The sequence below is a fragment of the Streptococcus mitis genome, from assembly GCF_946190155.1.
GTDB classification, from domain to species: Bacteria; Bacillota; Bacilli; order Lactobacillales; family Streptococcaceae; genus Streptococcus; species Streptococcus mitis_CL.
Genome location: NZ_CAMHZL010000002.1, coordinates 85,678 through 101,909, shown reverse-complemented (window position 1 = coordinate 101,909; position 16,232 = coordinate 85,678). Strand labels below are relative to the sequence as shown.

The window sequence follows — 16,232 nt, the reverse complement described above, 5'->3', positions numbered from 1 at the left end:
TGATTGGAAACTTTTTTATGATTAACTATGTTCGGTGATAAACTTATAAGCTTCTTGACCAGCGATAGCTCCATCTCCAACTGCTGTTGTCACTTGGCGAAGGTCTTTCAAGCGAACATCTCCAACTGCAAAGATACCGTCAACTGCAGTTTTCATGTGGTTATCTGTCACAATCCATCCAGCCTGATCTTGGATATTCAATTCTTTAACAAAATCGCTAAGAGGGTCCAATCCAACATAGATAAAGACACCACCAAAGGCTTGTTCTGTCACTTGACCTGTTTTCACATTTTCAAATACGACAGATTCTACTCGGTTTTCGCCCTTGATTTCCTTCACTACAGAATCCCAGATAAAGCTGATTTTCTCATTCGCAAAGGCGCGGTCTTGTAAAACTTTTTGAGCACGAAGTTGGTCACGACGATGAACAATGGTAACAGTCTTAGCAAAACGAGTCAAGAAGAGGGCTTCTTCAACAGCTGAATCTCCGCCACCAACTACCAACAAATCTTGGTCACGGAAGAAAGCACCATCACACACGGCACAGTAAGAAACACCACGACTATTCAGTTCTTCTTCTCCAGGTACTCCCAAAGGACGGTGTTTAGAACCAGTTGCTACGATAACTGTACGTGTTTCATATGTTTGGTCATCGGTCATCACTTTCTTAAAATCACCATGGTCTTCTACATTTTCAACATAACCATAAATGTGCTCAACACCAAGATTTTCAAGCGGTTCAAACATCTTTTCAGCCAATTCTGGCCCACTAATATTAACGTATCCAGGGTAATTTTCGATATCCGATGTATTATTCATCTGACCACCTGGCAGACCACCTTCAATCAAGGCTACTTTTAGATTGCTTCGAGCAGCGTATAAGGCGGCAGTCATCCCTGCAGGTCCAGCACCGATAATAATAGTATCGTACATATAGTTTCCTTCTTTCTTGTTGTAACTATCTTTATTCTAACTCTTTCTTGTCAATCATGCAAGGATTATGCCTTGAAAACAAGAATTAAACTCATAACCGCAAAGGATAATACTGGAACAACCAAGACTCCAATCATAATCATATCATAGAGATGGGCTTGGCGAGCCTTGGCTGTCTTATCAACTCCCGACATGGCTCTTAGTCCAATCCAAATCCCTAAAAAAATCAGGACGAGGATGGTTGTCAAGATCAAACTCTCGAAATATAAAGAAAATAGTTGCAGTAGCATGATTTCTCTCATTTCTATCTTTTTTAAAGAGTAAACTCAGCTAGTCCAGCTAACTGAGTTTTCCTTTATCTATTATATCAAATATAAGTCCGTTTGTAACTAGCGAAGAATTCTTTTGTCCGCTCTTCTTTAGGATGGTGGATAATCTCATCCGGTGTTCCAGACTCAATGATTTTCCCCTTATCTAAGAAGAGAATCTTATCAGCCACTTGGGCTACAAAGGACATGTCATGACTGACCAAAATCATGGTTTGACCTGATTTAGCAGCATCTGCAATAGACTTCTCTACTTCACCAACCAATTCTGGGTCAAGGGCTGAAGTTGGTTCGTCTAAGAGCAAGACATCTGGTTTCATGGCAAGCGCACGCGCTAAGGCAACTCGTTGCTTCTGTCCACCTGATAAATGGCGAGGGTAATGGTTTTCACGGTCAGAAAGCCCAACCTTAGCCAACTCTTCCTTGGCAATCTTAGTCGCTTCTTGGTCAGATAATTTCTTGACCACAACCAAGCCTTCTTTCACATTATCAAGTGCTGTTCGGCGTTCAAACAAATTAAACTGCTGAAATACCATAGACAACTTGCGGCGTAGGGCAAGGATTTCTTCTTGAGTGATTTTAGAAAAATCAACTGAAAAACCATCAATCTGAATCGAGCCACTGTCAGGTGTTTCAAGATAATTGAGACTACGAAGGAAAGTTGATTTTCCAGCTCCTGAAGAACCAATCAAGGCTACAACTTCCCCTTTTTGAATATCCAAGTCCAGATGATCCAAGACAGTCTGTCCTGAAAAGGATTTGCTTAAATTCGAAATCTTAATCATTAACGAAGGTCTCCTTTCACATCTGTTTGCACTGTATCGGGTGCAGAAATAGCCATTTTTCTCTCGATGAAACGACCGAGGCTTTCAATTCCGATATTGACTACCCAATAAACAAGGGCAACGGAGATGAAGCGCTCAAAGTAACGATAATCAGCTCCACCCAGAATCTGAGCTTGGGCAAAGACTTCCACAACACCCGCACTGAAGGCTAGAGAAGTCCCTTTGGTCAAGCCGATTAGGGAATTGATTAAAGTTGGAGTCGCCACAACTGCTGCATTTGGAATAATCACGCGACGATAAACTTGTGCTCGGGTCATCCCCAGACTGCGTGCCGCCTCAATCTCACCAGGGTTGACTGAGAGAATGGCTGCACGAATAGTTTCACTAGCATAAGCTGCCTCATTAAAGGCAAAGGCGACAATTGCAAAAGCAGCGGCTGGAATCGCATTGATATTGAAACCAGTTCCCCATTGCTGATTGAGAGCTTTCAAAGCCAAAGGAATTCCGTAGTAGGTCAACATGAGTTGAACCAAAATCGGTGTCCCTTTTAAGAAACTAACAAAGAAGGCCTGTAAGGGGTATAAAATCTTGACACGATTGATTTTCACAATGGCAAAAAGAAGTGCCAAAACCAAGCCAAAAAGGGCACCACCAATTGTCAACATAATCGTTGTTGGAAGTTGTTGGACAATTCTTGGAATTCCATCAAAGACCGAACGCAGGCTAAACAGCTTGCCATCCGGAATCAATTGCATCAAGTTTTGGTACCAATCTGATGCTAAAATCGTTGTAACATTCATAAAAACATCCTCTCCTGATAATGATTCATTCTACCATACTTCTGCCGTCAATGAAATTATTTGCTACGGTCAGATACAGACTTTGTCCACCTACTAGTTTATCATACTTTGAAACAGGGAGGCTATATATTTTATCTATCAAAGAGATAGATAAAAACTATTTCAATCCCAATTCTTCATAGGGTTTTCGATAACCGATTTGCTTAACAGTTTCATTTTCTACTAAAATGGGGCGTTTTAACAACATACCGTCACTTGCTAGCAACTCAGCCGCTTCTTGGTTTGACAGGCTTCCTACCTTATCTTTCAGCCCCAATTCACGGTATTTGATCCCACTGGTGTTGAAAAATTGCTTCAACTCAAAACCCGAGGTTTCTAGCCAGTTTAAAATGACTTCTTGGCTAGGTGTTTCTTCAACGATGTGAACAGCTTTATAGTCCACTCCTAATTGATTTAATTCTTGTTTTGCTTTTTTACAAGTTGAACATTTTGGATATTCGATAAATTCTAACATGTCTTTCACTTTCTATTTTATATCTTTAAAATCTACGCCTTCATGCTCCAAGAGCCAAGCTTTCTTTTCCACTCCTGCAGCATAACCTGTCAGACGCTTGCCAGCTCCTAGCACACGATGACAAGGTACTAGGATAGACCAAGGATTGCGTCCCACTGCTCCACCAATTGCTTGAGCTGAATCCACTTGCAGGTCTTGGGCTATTTGTCCATAGGTCACTGTCTGGCCATAAGGAATTCCCTGTAAATAGGACCAAACTCGCTTTTCAAAATCCGTTCCGATTGAAGCCAAGGGCAAGTCGGATAAATCCTGAGGCTTGCCTTTAAAGTAAGCATCTAAACAAGCAATAACTGGGTCTAAAATGGGATGACTAACAACTTCTTCTATCGTTTCATCCCCTAGTCCCCTCTCAAAATGCTTCTGCTCCTGCACCCAAATGCCATACAAATGATAATCATCAGCTACAAGAGAAAGGGAGCCAATTGGCGAAGAATAGAGTATTTTTGCGTACTTCTTTTGCATTATTTCTTCAATTTTTGATAGGCCAAGCGTTCGCCATCAACTGGAACCTTACCAACCTGTTTAAAACCTAGTTTTTCAAAGATATGCTGCATGGCCTTATTTTCAGCATGCGTATCTGAGCGAAAATCTAGATAGTCAAAACCTTCAATCAAGCCCTCTAAAAAGGTTTGAGCAACTCCCTGTCCCTGGACATCTGCTGCCACAGCAATACGGTGAAAGACTATGTACTCTGACTCCCCAGCTTGCCAGTTGCCTTCATAAATGGCTTCATAGGCTGCCTCTGGACTCTTGGTCACAGTAGCATAGGCTAATAGTTCTCCCTCTTCCAAGGCTACGTAGGCTTGGCCTGAGATAATATCCTCAATAATAATATCAGCATTTGGATAACCATTTTGCCACTGGTCACTACCAGCATCCGCTAAACATTTTTTAGCATCCTCCATCACCTGCATGATGGCATCTACTTCATTTGGAAAAGCTAAACGAATCTCCATCTGTTCTCCTCTTTTCTGACTAGTTTCTCCCATCATAGCATAATTTAAGTCTTTCTACAAGCAGTTAAAACTTGACTTTCTGTTTTTGTTATTTTATAATCTAGTTATTAAAACTAGATAAAAAGGAGTTAGAAATGAAAACTACCTTTTCCTACCCAAAATGGGCAGAAATCCCAAACATTGACCTCTATCTGGACCAGGTTTTACTCTATGTCAATCAGGTCTGCGCCCCTATCTCTCCTGATAAAGACAAGGGCCTGACAGCATCTATGGTCAACAATTATGTCAAACATGGTTACCTGACAAAGCCTGACAAGAAAAAATACCAACGCCAACAGATTGCCCGTTTGATTGCTATCACAACCCTCAAATCTGTCTTTTCTATTCAAGAAATAGCCCAGACACTGAATACTCTACAAACTCAAGCAAGTTCAGACCAACTCTACGATGCTTTTGTAAACTACATGAACCAAGGAATTGATCCAGCTAACCCCATTATCCAAAGTAGCTGTCAAACCGTTAAACTCTATCATCAAACTCTAGCCTTAATTGATCATACTCAAGAGGAGGTAATCCAATGAACACTAGTCTTAAACTCAGCAAACAACTCAGTTTTGGAGAGGAAATTGCAAATAGCGTGACCCATGCCGTAGGAGCAGTCATCATGCTCATCTTACTCCCCATTTCATCCACCTATAGTTATGAGGCACACGGATTTTTATCATCTATAGGCGTTTCCATTTTCGTTATTAGTCTCTTTCTCATGTTCCTATCATCCACCATTTATCACTCTATGGCCTATGGTTCGACCCATAAATACGTCTTGCGGATCATCGACCATTCTATGATTTATGTTGCTATTGCAGGCTCATACACGCCCGTCGTCTTGACCTTAATGAATAACTGGTTTGGCTATCTGATTATTGCTATCCAGTGGGGAACGACCATCTTTGGTATTCTCTATAAAATCTTTGCTAAAAAAGTCAATGAGAAATTTAGCCTTGCTCTTTACCTGATTATGGGCTGGTTGGTTCTGGCTATTATTCCTGCCATTATCAGTCAAACGACACCAATTTTCTGGAGTCTCATGGTAACTGGCGGACTCTGTTATACAGTTGGAGCTGGATTTTATGCCAAGAAAAAACCTTATTTCCACATGATTTGGCATCTCTTTATCCTAGCAGCATCTGCCCTCCAATACATCGCCATTGTTTATTACATGTAAAAAAGTTGAGAAATTCAATCTCAACTTTTTTCTTTACACATATTAATAAAGTACTGGTGCAAGCGCACATCATCAGTCAATTCTGGATGAAAAGAGGTCACTAACATATTTTTTTCTTTAGCAGCAACGATTTGATTGTCAACTGTTGCTAGAATTTCTACATCTTCTCCAACACTACTGATAATCGGACCACGAATAAAAGTCATTGGAATCTGACCAACTCCCTTACATTCTGCTTCGGTATAAAAACTTCCTAGTTGGCGCCCATAGGCATTGCGCTCGACCACTATATCCATAGTTCCTAGATGACTCTCTTCCTGAGAAGTAATTTCCTTAGCCAGCAAAATTAAACCCGCACAGGTTCCAAAGGCTGGTAAGCCAGATACAATAGCTTCTCGAATGGGAATCAGCATGTTCTGGTCTCGTAAGAGCTTGCCCATGGTTGTAGATTCACCTCCAGGTAATATCAAACCAGACAAATCACTCTGATGTTTCTGAAAATCATCTAGATTTCTGATTTCAACACTCTCGACTCCTAATTGCTCTAGTACTTTTGAATGCTCAGCAAAGGCACCTTGCAAGGCCAATATTCCGATTTTCATCTATTTTCCTCGCTCAGCCATGAGGATTTGGATCTCATTTTCATTGATACCAACCATGGCTTCTCCTAAATCTTCAGAGATTTGAGCTAGAATTTGAGGATTACGGAAGTTAGTTACCGCTTTGACAATGGCACTCGCTCGTTTAACAGGATCTCCTGACTTAAAAATACCTGAACCGACAAAGACACCTTCTGCCCCTAATTGCATCATCAGCGCAGCATCTGCTGGCGTTGCAACTCCCCCAGCTGCAAAGTTTACAACTGGCAATTTCCCATGTTCATGAACGTATTGAACCAATTCTACAGGGACTTGTAAGTCCTTGGCAGCAACATAAAGTTCGTCCTCACGTAGGTTTTGAATGCGGCGAATTTCCTGATTCATCATACGCATATGACGAACAGCTTGAACAATATCTCCTGTCCCTGGTTCTCCTTTGGTACGAATCATAGAAGCACCTTCAGCGATACGACGCAAGGCTTCTCCCAAATCCTTAGCTCCACAGACAAAAGGAACTTGGAATTCTTTCTTGTCCACATGGAAACGGTCGTCAGCTGGAGATAAAACTTCACTCTCATCGATATAGTCAATTTCAATAGCCTCTAAAATCTGAGCCTCAACAAAATGCCCGATTCTGACCTTGGCCATTACTGGAATACTAACTGCTTCTTGGATTTCCTTAATCATCTTTGGATCACTCATGCGGGAAACGCCACCAGCTGCACGAATATCTGCTGGAATCCGCTCCAAGGCCATCACAGCTGCCGCACCAGCAGCTTCTGCAATACGGGCCTGTTCAGGATTCTGAACGTCCATGATAACCCCACCTTTGAGCATCTGTGCCAAGTTTTTATTTAGTTCATAACGATTTTCAGTCATTTCTTTATCCTCATCATTTGTATTGGTAGCTACCATTTCATTTTATGTTAGATTAGAATGAATCACAAGATAAAAAAATCATAATTGTGTGGGTACAGATTGACTAAAAAACTATCTGACCTTAACTTAAGGCCAGATAGCTCATTCATTTTTATTTTTCAGCTGTAAGTGCAGCCATTGTGATGTAGTTGTATGGTTTGTTGAAGTGTGGCAAGAAGAATAGGTCTGTCAATGCCAATTTATCAATTGTCACATGCTCTTGGATAGCAAGTGAAAACATGTGGATTCCCATGCTGATTGCAGAATCGTGTGAAACCATTTGTGCACCAAGAATTTCACGGCTATCTTTGTCAAAGACAATCTTGATGGCAACTTCATGGTTGTCATGCTTCATAAATTCTGGTTTTTGAAGATCGTTAAAGCCTGTTTCAGTTGCGTTGTAACCAGCAGCTTTCGCTTTTTCAAGAGTCAAACCAGTTGAAACCATGTGAAGACCGTAGATTGAGATACCGTTTGATCCTTGAACACCGATTCCTTCCAATTCATGTCCACATGCGTTATATGCACCAACGATACCAGTACGAACAGCATTTGAAGCAAGAGCGATGTAGCTAGTGTCTTTACGAGCGTTGTCATAAACAGTCGCACAGTCACCTACTGCGTAAACGCCTGGGATAGAAGTTTCTTGTTTCTTGTCTACAAGGAAGGCACCGTTACGGAAGAGTTCAATCTTACCATCAGCAAGAGCAGTATTTGGACGGAAACCAACTGCAAGGATAACCATATCCACATCGAAAGTTTCTTTATCAGTAATCAAGCGTTCAACTTTACCGTCACCCTCAATTGCTTTAACAGTTTGACCAAGCGCCAAGCGGATGTTGTGGTCTTCCAAGTTCTTCGCCATCATTTGTGTGAAGTCTTTGTCATAGTAACCGTTCAAAACAGTATCAACGATATCAACAAGGACAACTTCTTTTCCAAGACGTTCAAAGGCTTCAGCAAGTTCAACACCGATATAACCACCACCAACAACGGCGATTCGGTCAAGGTGTTGACTCTTATCAGACAATTTGTGAATCACTTCTTCAGCGTTTTGGTACAATTTAACGAATTGTACGTTTTCAAGAGTTGCTTTAAATTCGCGGTTCCCTTTAACAATTTCAACACCTTCGATTGGTGGCAAGATTGGTGTAGAACCTGTAGCGAAAATCAATTTATCGTATGATTCTTTGTGCTCTTTCCCTTCAACTTCTGCTGTAACTACTTTGTTATCATAGTCGATTGAAAGAACTGGTGAGTTCATGTATACCTTAGCACCTTTAGCTTCCAATTTTTCTTTATCAGAATAGAACAAGCCTTCAGCACCGTCAATTTGTTCACCAATCCAAAGAGCCATTCCACATCCTAGGAAAGAGATGTTAGAGTTTTGGTCGAATACAACAATTTCGTTCTCATTGCCAAAATTATCCAACATAGTATTAATACATGCTGTACCAGCGTGGTTAGCACCAACTACAACGATTTTACTCATAGAAAAATTCCTACCTTCAATTTTAAATTTACCCTTCTAGTATAACATTTACTGTTAGCGTTTACAAGAGTTTAGCTAATTTTCCCGATTTTTTTGTAAAAAAATGTAAATAATCTGTATTTTATCAGCCTTTCTTACAATTACTCTTTATTTTCTGAGCATATTTCTTGACAAGTTTACAAATTTTATTTGTGAAAACGCTGACTTTATGGTATGCTAGTATCATGGAAAGAAAATGTAAGGGGTTAAATTTAATATAAATTTACTATATTTCAGCCTTCTTTTCATAAGAGAAAGGAGTTGGTAGCTTGCCTCTTAGTTCACATTCTGAACGGCTAATGGGGACTACTATCACTATTTCATTAGTGGATGAGCAAGCCGATATCTTGCTCCAAAAATCCTTTGATTTGCTCAAAGAGTTAGAATATCGTTTCAATGCCAATAGTCAAGAATCGGAGTTGATGGAAATCAATTATCAAGCTGGAATAGCTCCAGTCAAAGTTCATCCAGACCTGTTTGAATTGATTTCACTTGGATTAGAGCATAGCCTAGCGCCCTCTAGTCATCTCAACATCAGCATTGGTCCCTTGATTCAAACCTGGCGCATTGGTTTTTCAGATGCCAAAGTTGCCCAGCCTCAAGAAATTGAATCGGTGCTACCTTTAATCAATCCTCATTATATAGAGTTAGATTCTTCTACTTCCACTGTATTCTTGAAACAGAAAGGAATGAAGATCGATCTTGGTTGTTTAGCCAAGGGTTATAGTGCGGATAAAGTTGCCCAATTTCTTAGAGAAGAGGGAGTGACATCTGCCTTGATCAATCTGGGAGGGAATATCCTGACTATTGGAAAAAATCAGGCAAGAGGAAATCAGCCTTGGCAAATCGGGATTCAAGACCCAGCCAATCCTAGGGGGAATCACTTAATGACCATCCCTGTTGTCAATAAATCTGTCGTGACTTCAGGCATTTATGAACGTCATCTGACAGTCGATGGAAAAGATTACCATCATATTTTTGACAGTCAAACAGGATATCCTGTTGAAACGGAACTAGCGAGTCTAACAATCATCTCTGATAAATCAGTTGATGGTGAAATCTGGACAACTCGTCTTTTTGGAGAAAGACCTGCTTCTATCCTCTGGCAAGTCGAAAGTTTAGAGGGCATCGAAGCTATCCTCATCGATAAAGAAGGTCACTTAAGCTGTTCTTCAGGAATTCCTACTCTATAGAAATAGATATTTCAATGGAGTTCTAAAATCGTATTATGTAAAAAGAGAAAGGAAATCTCATGTTAAAACTTATTGCTATTGTTGGAACAAATTCAAAACGTTCTACAAACCGCCAATTGCTTCAATACATGCAAAAACACTTTGCTGAAAAAGCTGAAATTGAACTTGTTGAAATCAAGGATATCCCTGTCTTCAATAAACCAGCTGACAAGCAAGTACCTGTTGAAATTCTAGAAATTGCTGCTAAAATTGAAGAGGCAGATGGCGTTATTATCGGTACTCCTGAGTATGACCACTCTATCCCAGCTGTTTTGATGAGCGCTCTTGCTTGGTTGTCTTACGGTATTTACCCACTGTTGAACAAACCAATCATGATTACGGGTGCTTCTTACGGTACGCTTGGTTCATCACGTGCCCAATTACAACTTCGCCAAATCTTGAATGCTCCAGAAATTAAAGCAAGTGTCCTTCCAGATGAATTCTTGCTTTCACATTCTCTTCAAGCCTTCAACCCAAGTGGAGACCTAGTAGATCTTGATGTGATCAAAAAACTGGATGCTACTTTTGACGACTACCGTATCTTTGTAAAAATCACAGAAAAATTGCGCAATGCACAAGAATTACTTCGCAAAGATGCTGAAGACTTTGACTGGGAAAATTTGTAAGATAGGAGACCAAAAAGAATGAAATTTGTTGGACTTGTAGGATCAAACTACGATCAATCATATAACCGTAAGCTCTTGGAATTCATCCGTCGTCACTTCAAACTCAAATTTGAATTAGAAGTCCTCGAAATTGACGAAGTTCCAATGTTTAACCAAGATGAAAAATGGGACGAAAGTTTCCAATTACGTTATTTATATAACAAAATTACTCGTGCTGATGGTGTTATCATCGCTACTCCTGAGCACAACCACACAATCTCAGCTTCCCTAAAATCTGTTCTTGAATGGCTTTCATATGAAGTTCATCCATTTGAAAACAAACCAGTCATGATTGTGGGTGCTTCTTACTATGATCAAGGTACTTCACGTGCCCAAGTTCACCTTCGTAAGATTCTTGACGCTCCAGGTGTCAATGCCTACACACTTCCAGGAAATGAATTCCTTCTTGGTAAAGCTAAAGAAGCTTTTGATGTTAATGGAAATATCACAAATGAAGGAACTATTAATTTCCTTGAAACATGCTTGGACAACTTTGTAAAATACGTGGGAGTCGTTTCAAAATTGAAAAAACCAAAACCAATTGAGCCAGAAGATTTATATTGTACAAATTCAATTGCAACTACCATCCAAGGTGTTGATCCAGATGATCCTGAATGGGTAGAAAAAGCTGCTGAACTTGTTGGAGCTGTTTCTGGAGATACTTACGTTAAATTAGACCACGGTATCTTGACAGTTAACCAAATTGATATGTTCTTGAAGGCAATGCCATTTGAATTGACATTTGCAGATGATAACAATCAATTTTTGTACTTTAATAACGCCCACCAAGACCCAGATACAATGTTTGGTAAACGTGTCCGTGCTCAATCAGGAAATAGATTAGGGACAGTACACGGTACATTGCCAGATTCTAGAATGAAAAATGTTGAATGGGTTGTCGGTGTATTGCGTAACGGAGATCAAGAATATGTCCGTACAATTGTGCCAGGAACACCTGAAGGTGTTATTAATACCCATAATTACCAAGCAATGTACTATCCAGATGGCTCATATGCTGGAATTAATGAGATTATCTTTAATTTCCAACCATGGCTTGATTGGTACCTCAATACAACTGGTCAACGTCTAGTTGGTGGAAATGCTGCAGCTCCTGCTGGAGGACATGGCGGAGCAGATGCCACATCTGGAGCTTCTGATGCAGGTGATGCTGGAGGTCACGGTGGTGGCGCTGACGCTACATCTGGAGCAAGTAACTAATCATTTTAGGAACCATCTTGGTTCCTTTTTTAGCTAAAAAAGACTAGCAGTTTGTGTCTGCTAGTCTTTTGGTTATTATTTTATCTATCCTTGTTAAAAGAAAGAATATTTATTATGAATTTGGGTCATTGAGACTACGACCATGTAAACCTTTTTCACGTTGAACTTGGCGTAGTTTTTCTGGTGTAACATCATTTCCTTCTTCGTCCACAATTTTGATTCCCTCAATATGGTGACGAACAGAGCGACGATAACCTTCGATGTACTCCTCACGTAGTTTAGCTTGTTCCACTTTTTCTTCTGGTGTCAAGCCTTCTGCTTTTTTCTTTTTAGAAAGCTCGTTGATACGATCAATTTTTTTCTGATCCATTTCTTCTCCTTTGTGATAAGATAAAGTCCGTTTATCAAATTTTATTTAGTGTTAATTTGGTTAAAACGTGCAAGTTTAGCTGCTTTTTTAGTTAAATGAGACAAGATAGCCAAGCGATTTTGACGAACAGCCTGATCTTCTGCCATTACCATGGTATTCTCAAAGAAAGCATCAATGACTGGGCTAAGAGCAAAGAGTTGTTTCAATTGCTGACTGGCAGTCTCTGACAAAATGAGTGATTCTACTGCTTCTGCCAAGGCTTTCTCTTCTTCACTCTCAAAGAGAGCTGAATCAACTGTGGCAACTCCTTCTGCTTTCTCAGCCAAGTTAAAGGCTCGAGAAAGTGATTCAACAGATGGTTTGAAGTCATCTTCCTTGCTTGCTTCTACGAGAGCACTTGCTGCTTCCAACATATCCGCCACAACAAAGTTTGATCCTGCAAGAACGGCTTCCTTGATATCTTTTGGAGTAGAACCCATCATCTTATCAACACGAGCCTTGATAAAGTCCATAACTTCAGCTTTATTTTCATAAGTCAAGCTGTCAAATTTCAATGCATAAAGGCTATCAATCAGCTCGTCCATAGCAATGTGCCAACCAAAGGCATCCAAGATACGAACCACACCTTGAGTCGCGCGACGAAGAGCATACGGGTCATTAGAACCTGATGGAATCAAACCAACTGAGAAGAAACTCAAAATCGTATCCAATTTGTCTGCAATAGCTAGAATGGCTCCAACCTTGCTCTCTGGAAGTTCTCCTTCGGCTGATGTAGGCATGTAGTGTTCACGAATAGCAGCTGCCACCACTGGAGTTTCCCCAGCAAGAAGGGCATATTTCTCCCCCATAATTCCTTGGAGCTCGTCAAATTCACCAACCATACCTGTCAACAAGTCAAACTTGTAAATGGCTGCTGCACGAGCAAGGTCAACTGTTTCATCCACTGACAAGCCAGCTTTTTCTGCCAAGAGAATAGCAATCTGACCCGTACGAATCATGTGTTCACGAAGGGAACCAATTTTCTCATGGAAGGTGACATTGTTTAATTTTTCAACAAGGTCTGAAATAACCAATTTTTGGTCTTCACGCCAGAAGAATTCTCCGTCTTCCAAGCGGGCTACCAAGACTTTTTCATTTCCTTTGATGACATTTTCCAAATGCTCTGCATTTCCATTACGAACAGAAATGAAGTTTGGCAAGAGTTTACCATCTTGATCACGGACAACAAAGTAACGTTGGTGTTCTTTCATCGAAGTTACCAAGACTTCTTCTGGAACCTCAAGGTATTTGGCATCAAAACTTCCCATAAAGGCAGTTGGGTATTCAACCAAGTTCAAGACTTCATTAAGCAAATCAGCATCAATTTCGATACGTACACCATGCTCAGCTTCGATTGCCTTGATTTGGTCAACAATCATTTGCTCACGTTCACGTGGATCTGCGATTACAAACTGCTTACGAAGGTCTTCTTCATAGCTCAATGCTGACTGAATTTTGGTTTCTTTCCCCAAGAAACGATGACCACGGCTCACACGATCACCCTTGATATCAAGGAAATCCAAATCAAACTCTTCTTCATCTAAAAGAACAGTTAAAGTGTGAACAGGGCGGATGTATTCAAAGGTGTTGTTAGCCCAGTGCATGCTGACAGGGAAAGTCAAGGACTTCAAGACATCTACAACACCAGGAACAATGGCTTCAACTGCTTGACCAATTTCTTCCTTCGTGACATAGACATATTCTTCACCCTTGATTTCACGGAATTCGATATCTTCAACAGTCAATCCTTTTCCACGAACAAATCCTTGAGCTGCTTTTGTGAAGTTTCCATCACTATCCAAGGCAATTTTCTTTGCTGGCCCCTTAAAATCTTCAGTCAAATCAGACTGTTTATCTGCAAGACCAGTCACACGAACAGCCAAACGACGTGGTGTTGAGAAGGTTTGAATAGCTTCAAAAGACAAGCGATTTTCCTTAAGGAAGGCTTCCATTTTTTCGCCTAGTTGTTTTTCACTTGGTGTGACAACATAGGCTGGTAATTCTTCAAGACCGAGTTCTACTAATAAGTTTTTTGTCATGTTTTTTCTCCGAAAAGTATCTTTTTATTTTCCAGTTTGCCTTATGTGATTGGCACGCAAGCAACCAACTTCGTTGTTTCATTGCTAAAATTGGAGCCAAAAGTCTCCAATTTTGCCTAGTATCCTTAGCTTCACTAAGGATACCTTCATCACTGCGGCACCTGGTTCAGGGCTCACACTGTTCGCCCATTTTCGTAATTTGTCACTCTCTTTATTCTGCGTCTTCTGCTAGGAGTTTAGCTCGTGTTGCTTCATCTAAAAGTGGGTAACCTAGGCGTTTTCGTTCTGCGACAAAGGTTTTGGCTACGACACGGGCCAAGTTACGGATACGAGCGATATAGCCTGCACGCTCTGTTACAGATACTGCACCACGCGCATCAAGCAGGTTAAAGGTGTGTGAACATTTGAGAACATAGTCATAGGCAGGGTGTACCAAGCCTTCTTCCAAGGCACGACCAGCCTCTTTTTCAAACTTATCAAAGTTTTCAAGCAACATTTCTTGGTCCGAAATTTCAAATGAATATTTTGAATGCTCGTACTCAGGCTGGATGAAGATTTCTCCGTATTTTACACCATCAGCCCATTCGATATCATAGACAGAATCCACTTCCTGAATGTAAGAAGCCAAGCGTTCCAAACCATAAGTAACTTCAGCAGTCACAGGACCAGTTGCCAAACCACCAACTTGTTGGAAATAAGTAAACTGAGTGATTTCCATCCCATCAAGCCAAACTTCCCAACCAAGACCAGCTGAACCAGTTGATGGGTTTTCCCAGTTGTCCTCAACGAAACGGATATCATGTTCCAAAGGATTGATTCCCAATTTTTCCAAAGACTCAAGGTAAAGCTCTTGGATATTTGATGGAGAAGGCTTCATAACCACTTGAAATTGGTGGTGTTGGTAAAGACGGTTAGGGTTTTCCCCGTAGCGACCGTCAGCAGGACGACGGGATGGCTCTACATAGGCTGCATTCCATGGCTCAGGTCCGATAGCACGAAGGAAAGTGTAAGGACTCATTGTTCCCGCACCTTTTTCATTATCATAAGCCTGCATAAGCATACAACCTTGGTCATTCCAAAATTGTTGCAAAGTAAGGATGATTTCCTGGAAAGTCAATTTTTTAGACATTGTTTACTCCTTTAGTTTTTATATTTCTTTTTCAATTAATTTCTGCTGAACAAACCAATTTAACAAGGGAAGAGTTTTATCTGTACTTGCCCATAAATGATAAGAATCGAAGACCGCTTGTACACTACCTAGATTTTCTACCAACTTATCTATTGTCAAAAAACTACGCCAGTATTCGTAAAAAATACTTGCATAGTTCTTATTATAAGTCGAAGAACCAAAATCATTCAATGAATGCCAACCATACTTCTTCTGAAAAAGTTCTACAAGAGATTGATTACAAATTTTTTCCGCTTGAAATTCCTCTTCTGTCAAGAAATACTTGCGACTAATATATTCAACCATCCCCTCTTCGAACCATATATAAGAGTCGTAACCATCAAAATCATCTAAAAAATGCTCCGACCAATGAGCTAACTCATGTCCTACAATCTGTAAGAGGAAATTTTCAGATAAAGAATGATAGTGACTTTCTATTGCTTGAGTTTGCTGAGAACACTCGTAGTCCATCAACTGATACAAATACAACTCTTTCCAAACAGCTAAATCAGGCGTCATAACCATTCGTCTATTATTTGTATAGGCTGGAACAGCACTTTCCCTAATAATCTGTGTAGCAGCATTAAAACTTGACCAAATAACGGCTTGCGGTAAATCACAGACTGCAAGTTCATTCTTTAAAAAAGATTGATAATCTTTCAACTTTTCAGTATTTCTTACTACAAAATCACGAAATGTAGCTAGTTGACTATCGTCTTTTACAAGATAAAGGTTTTCCACGTCTCTCCTTTCTTTCACATAATAGACTGAATAAGCGAAAGAACCGCGTCCGACAATCCTAGGTTGATTTAACCTAGGGGCGTCAAAAACGCGGTTCCACCCTAATTTATTAC

19 protein-coding genes are annotated in these 16,232 nt (G+C 40.3%); 5 read left to right on the top strand and 14 right to left on the bottom strand.

What is annotated here, in order from left to right; genetic code table 11:
- Positions 1 to 21 precede the first annotated feature (21 nt).
- From trxB to N8O80_RS02350, 7 genes are all read right to left on the bottom strand, one after another.
- Positions 22 to 933, bottom strand: a complete 912-nt coding sequence (gene trxB / locus N8O80_RS02380; protein WP_070478676.1) for a thioredoxin-disulfide reductase — start codon at positions 931 to 933, stop codon at positions 22 to 24.
- Positions 934 to 998: 65 nt separating this feature from the next.
- Positions 999 to 1,223 carry a DUF4059 family protein gene (locus N8O80_RS02375; RefSeq protein ID WP_000926599.1) on the bottom strand — a complete coding sequence of 75 codons (225 nt, stop codon included), beginning with the start codon at positions 1,221 to 1,223 and terminating at the stop codon, positions 999 to 1,001.
- Between the two features lie 77 nt (positions 1,224 to 1,300).
- Positions 1,301 to 2,044 (bottom strand): amino acid ABC transporter ATP-binding protein, encoded by a 744-nt coding sequence (locus tag N8O80_RS02370; RefSeq protein WP_172925010.1) that lies wholly within the window; start codon positions 2,042 to 2,044, stop codon positions 1,301 to 1,303.
- Positions 2,044 to 2,844: an amino acid ABC transporter permease gene (locus N8O80_RS02365; protein ID WP_020901891.1), complete on the bottom strand. Its 801-nt coding sequence runs from the start codon at positions 2,842 to 2,844 to the stop codon at positions 2,044 to 2,046. Before N8O80_RS02365 ends, N8O80_RS02370 begins: the two co-directional genes overlap by 1 nt.
- A 157-nt stretch (positions 2,845 to 3,001) precedes the next feature.
- Positions 3,002 to 3,358, bottom strand: coding sequence for an arsenate reductase family protein (locus tag N8O80_RS02360; RefSeq protein WP_038806264.1), 357 nt, complete (start codon positions 3,356 to 3,358; stop codon positions 3,002 to 3,004).
- A 12-nt stretch (positions 3,359 to 3,370) separates the two neighbouring features.
- On the bottom strand, positions 3,371 to 3,880 hold the full coding sequence (locus tag N8O80_RS02355) for a methylated-DNA--[protein]-cysteine S-methyltransferase (RefSeq protein ID WP_261026709.1): 510 nt from the start codon (positions 3,878 to 3,880) through the stop codon (positions 3,371 to 3,373).
- Positions 3,880 to 4,374, bottom strand: a complete 495-nt coding sequence (locus N8O80_RS02350; RefSeq protein WP_261026708.1) for a GNAT family N-acetyltransferase — start codon at positions 4,372 to 4,374, stop codon at positions 3,880 to 3,882. The genes N8O80_RS02355 and N8O80_RS02350 overlap by 1 nt, the downstream gene beginning before the upstream one ends.
- A 134-nt stretch (positions 4,375 to 4,508) precedes the next feature.
- Between N8O80_RS02350 and N8O80_RS02345 the strand changes: the two genes are divergently transcribed.
- Together N8O80_RS02345 and trhA are read left to right on the top strand one after the other, a co-directional pair.
- Positions 4,509 to 4,955 carry a DUF1836 domain-containing protein gene (locus tag N8O80_RS02345; RefSeq protein WP_261026707.1) on the top strand — a complete coding sequence of 149 codons (447 nt, stop codon included), beginning with the start codon at positions 4,509 to 4,511 and terminating at the stop codon, positions 4,953 to 4,955.
- Complete coding sequence (trhA, locus tag N8O80_RS02340; RefSeq protein WP_001097996.1) at positions 4,952 to 5,599, top strand: PAQR family membrane homeostasis protein TrhA; 648 nt, start codon at positions 4,952 to 4,954, stop codon at positions 5,597 to 5,599. The genes N8O80_RS02345 and trhA overlap by 4 nt, the downstream gene beginning before the upstream one ends.
- A gap of 20 nt (positions 5,600 to 5,619) precedes the next feature.
- Here the strand turns inward: trhA and pdxT are convergent, their stop codons facing one another.
- From pdxT to nox, 3 genes are all read right to left on the bottom strand, one after another.
- A complete protein-coding gene (gene pdxT / locus N8O80_RS02335) occupies positions 5,620 to 6,201 on the bottom strand; it encodes a pyridoxal 5'-phosphate synthase glutaminase subunit PdxT (protein ID WP_261026705.1) in 582 nt (193 codons plus the stop codon).
- Positions 6,202 to 7,077, bottom strand: coding sequence for a pyridoxal 5'-phosphate synthase lyase subunit PdxS (gene pdxS / locus N8O80_RS02330; RefSeq protein WP_000138517.1), 876 nt, complete (start codon positions 7,075 to 7,077; stop codon positions 6,202 to 6,204).
- 151 nt (positions 7,078 to 7,228) lie between these two features.
- Positions 7,229 to 8,608 (bottom strand): H2O-forming NADH oxidase, encoded by a 1,380-nt coding sequence (gene nox, locus N8O80_RS02325; RefSeq protein WP_023948278.1) that lies wholly within the window; start codon positions 8,606 to 8,608, stop codon positions 7,229 to 7,231.
- A gap of 308 nt (positions 8,609 to 8,916) precedes the next feature.
- On the opposite strand from nox, the gene N8O80_RS02320 reads away from it, so the two are divergent.
- From N8O80_RS02320 to N8O80_RS02310, 3 genes are read left to right on the top strand one after another with little or no spacing between them, the layout of a single operon-like run.
- Positions 8,917 to 9,840: an FAD:protein FMN transferase gene (locus tag N8O80_RS02320; RefSeq protein ID WP_049487820.1), complete on the top strand. Its 924-nt coding sequence runs from the start codon at positions 8,917 to 8,919 to the stop codon at positions 9,838 to 9,840.
- Positions 9,841 to 9,899: 59 nt separating this feature from the next.
- Entirely contained in the window at positions 9,900 to 10,505 is a 606-nt protein-coding gene (locus N8O80_RS02315) for an NADPH-dependent FMN reductase (protein ID WP_000915954.1), read from the top strand.
- A gap of 18 nt (positions 10,506 to 10,523) precedes the next feature.
- Positions 10,524 to 11,762, top strand: coding sequence for an NAD(P)H-dependent oxidoreductase (locus tag N8O80_RS02310; RefSeq protein WP_261026700.1), 1,239 nt, complete (start codon positions 10,524 to 10,526; stop codon positions 11,760 to 11,762).
- A 112-nt stretch (positions 11,763 to 11,874) separates the two neighbouring features.
- Here N8O80_RS02310 and N8O80_RS02305 read toward each other — a convergent pair whose 3' ends face one another.
- The 4 genes from N8O80_RS02305 to N8O80_RS02290 form a co-directional block, all read right to left on the bottom strand.
- Entirely contained in the window at positions 11,875 to 12,132 is a 258-nt protein-coding gene (locus tag N8O80_RS02305) for a DUF896 family protein (protein WP_223329937.1), read from the bottom strand.
- Between the two features lie 41 nt (positions 12,133 to 12,173).
- Positions 12,174 to 14,210, bottom strand: coding sequence for a glycine--tRNA ligase subunit beta (glyS, locus tag N8O80_RS02300; RefSeq protein WP_261026698.1), 2,037 nt, complete (start codon positions 14,208 to 14,210; stop codon positions 12,174 to 12,176).
- Between the two features lie 211 nt (positions 14,211 to 14,421).
- The gene (gene glyQ, locus N8O80_RS02295) at positions 14,422 to 15,339 is read right to left on the bottom strand and encodes a glycine--tRNA ligase subunit alpha (protein WP_000038733.1); all 918 of its coding nucleotides are present in this window, start codon (positions 15,337 to 15,339) and stop codon (positions 14,422 to 14,424) included.
- A gap of 18 nt (positions 15,340 to 15,357) precedes the next feature.
- Positions 15,358 to 16,119: an elongation factor Tu gene (locus N8O80_RS02290; protein WP_261026697.1), complete on the bottom strand. Its 762-nt coding sequence runs from the start codon at positions 16,117 to 16,119 to the stop codon at positions 15,358 to 15,360.
- Positions 16,120 to 16,232 lie beyond the last annotated feature (113 nt).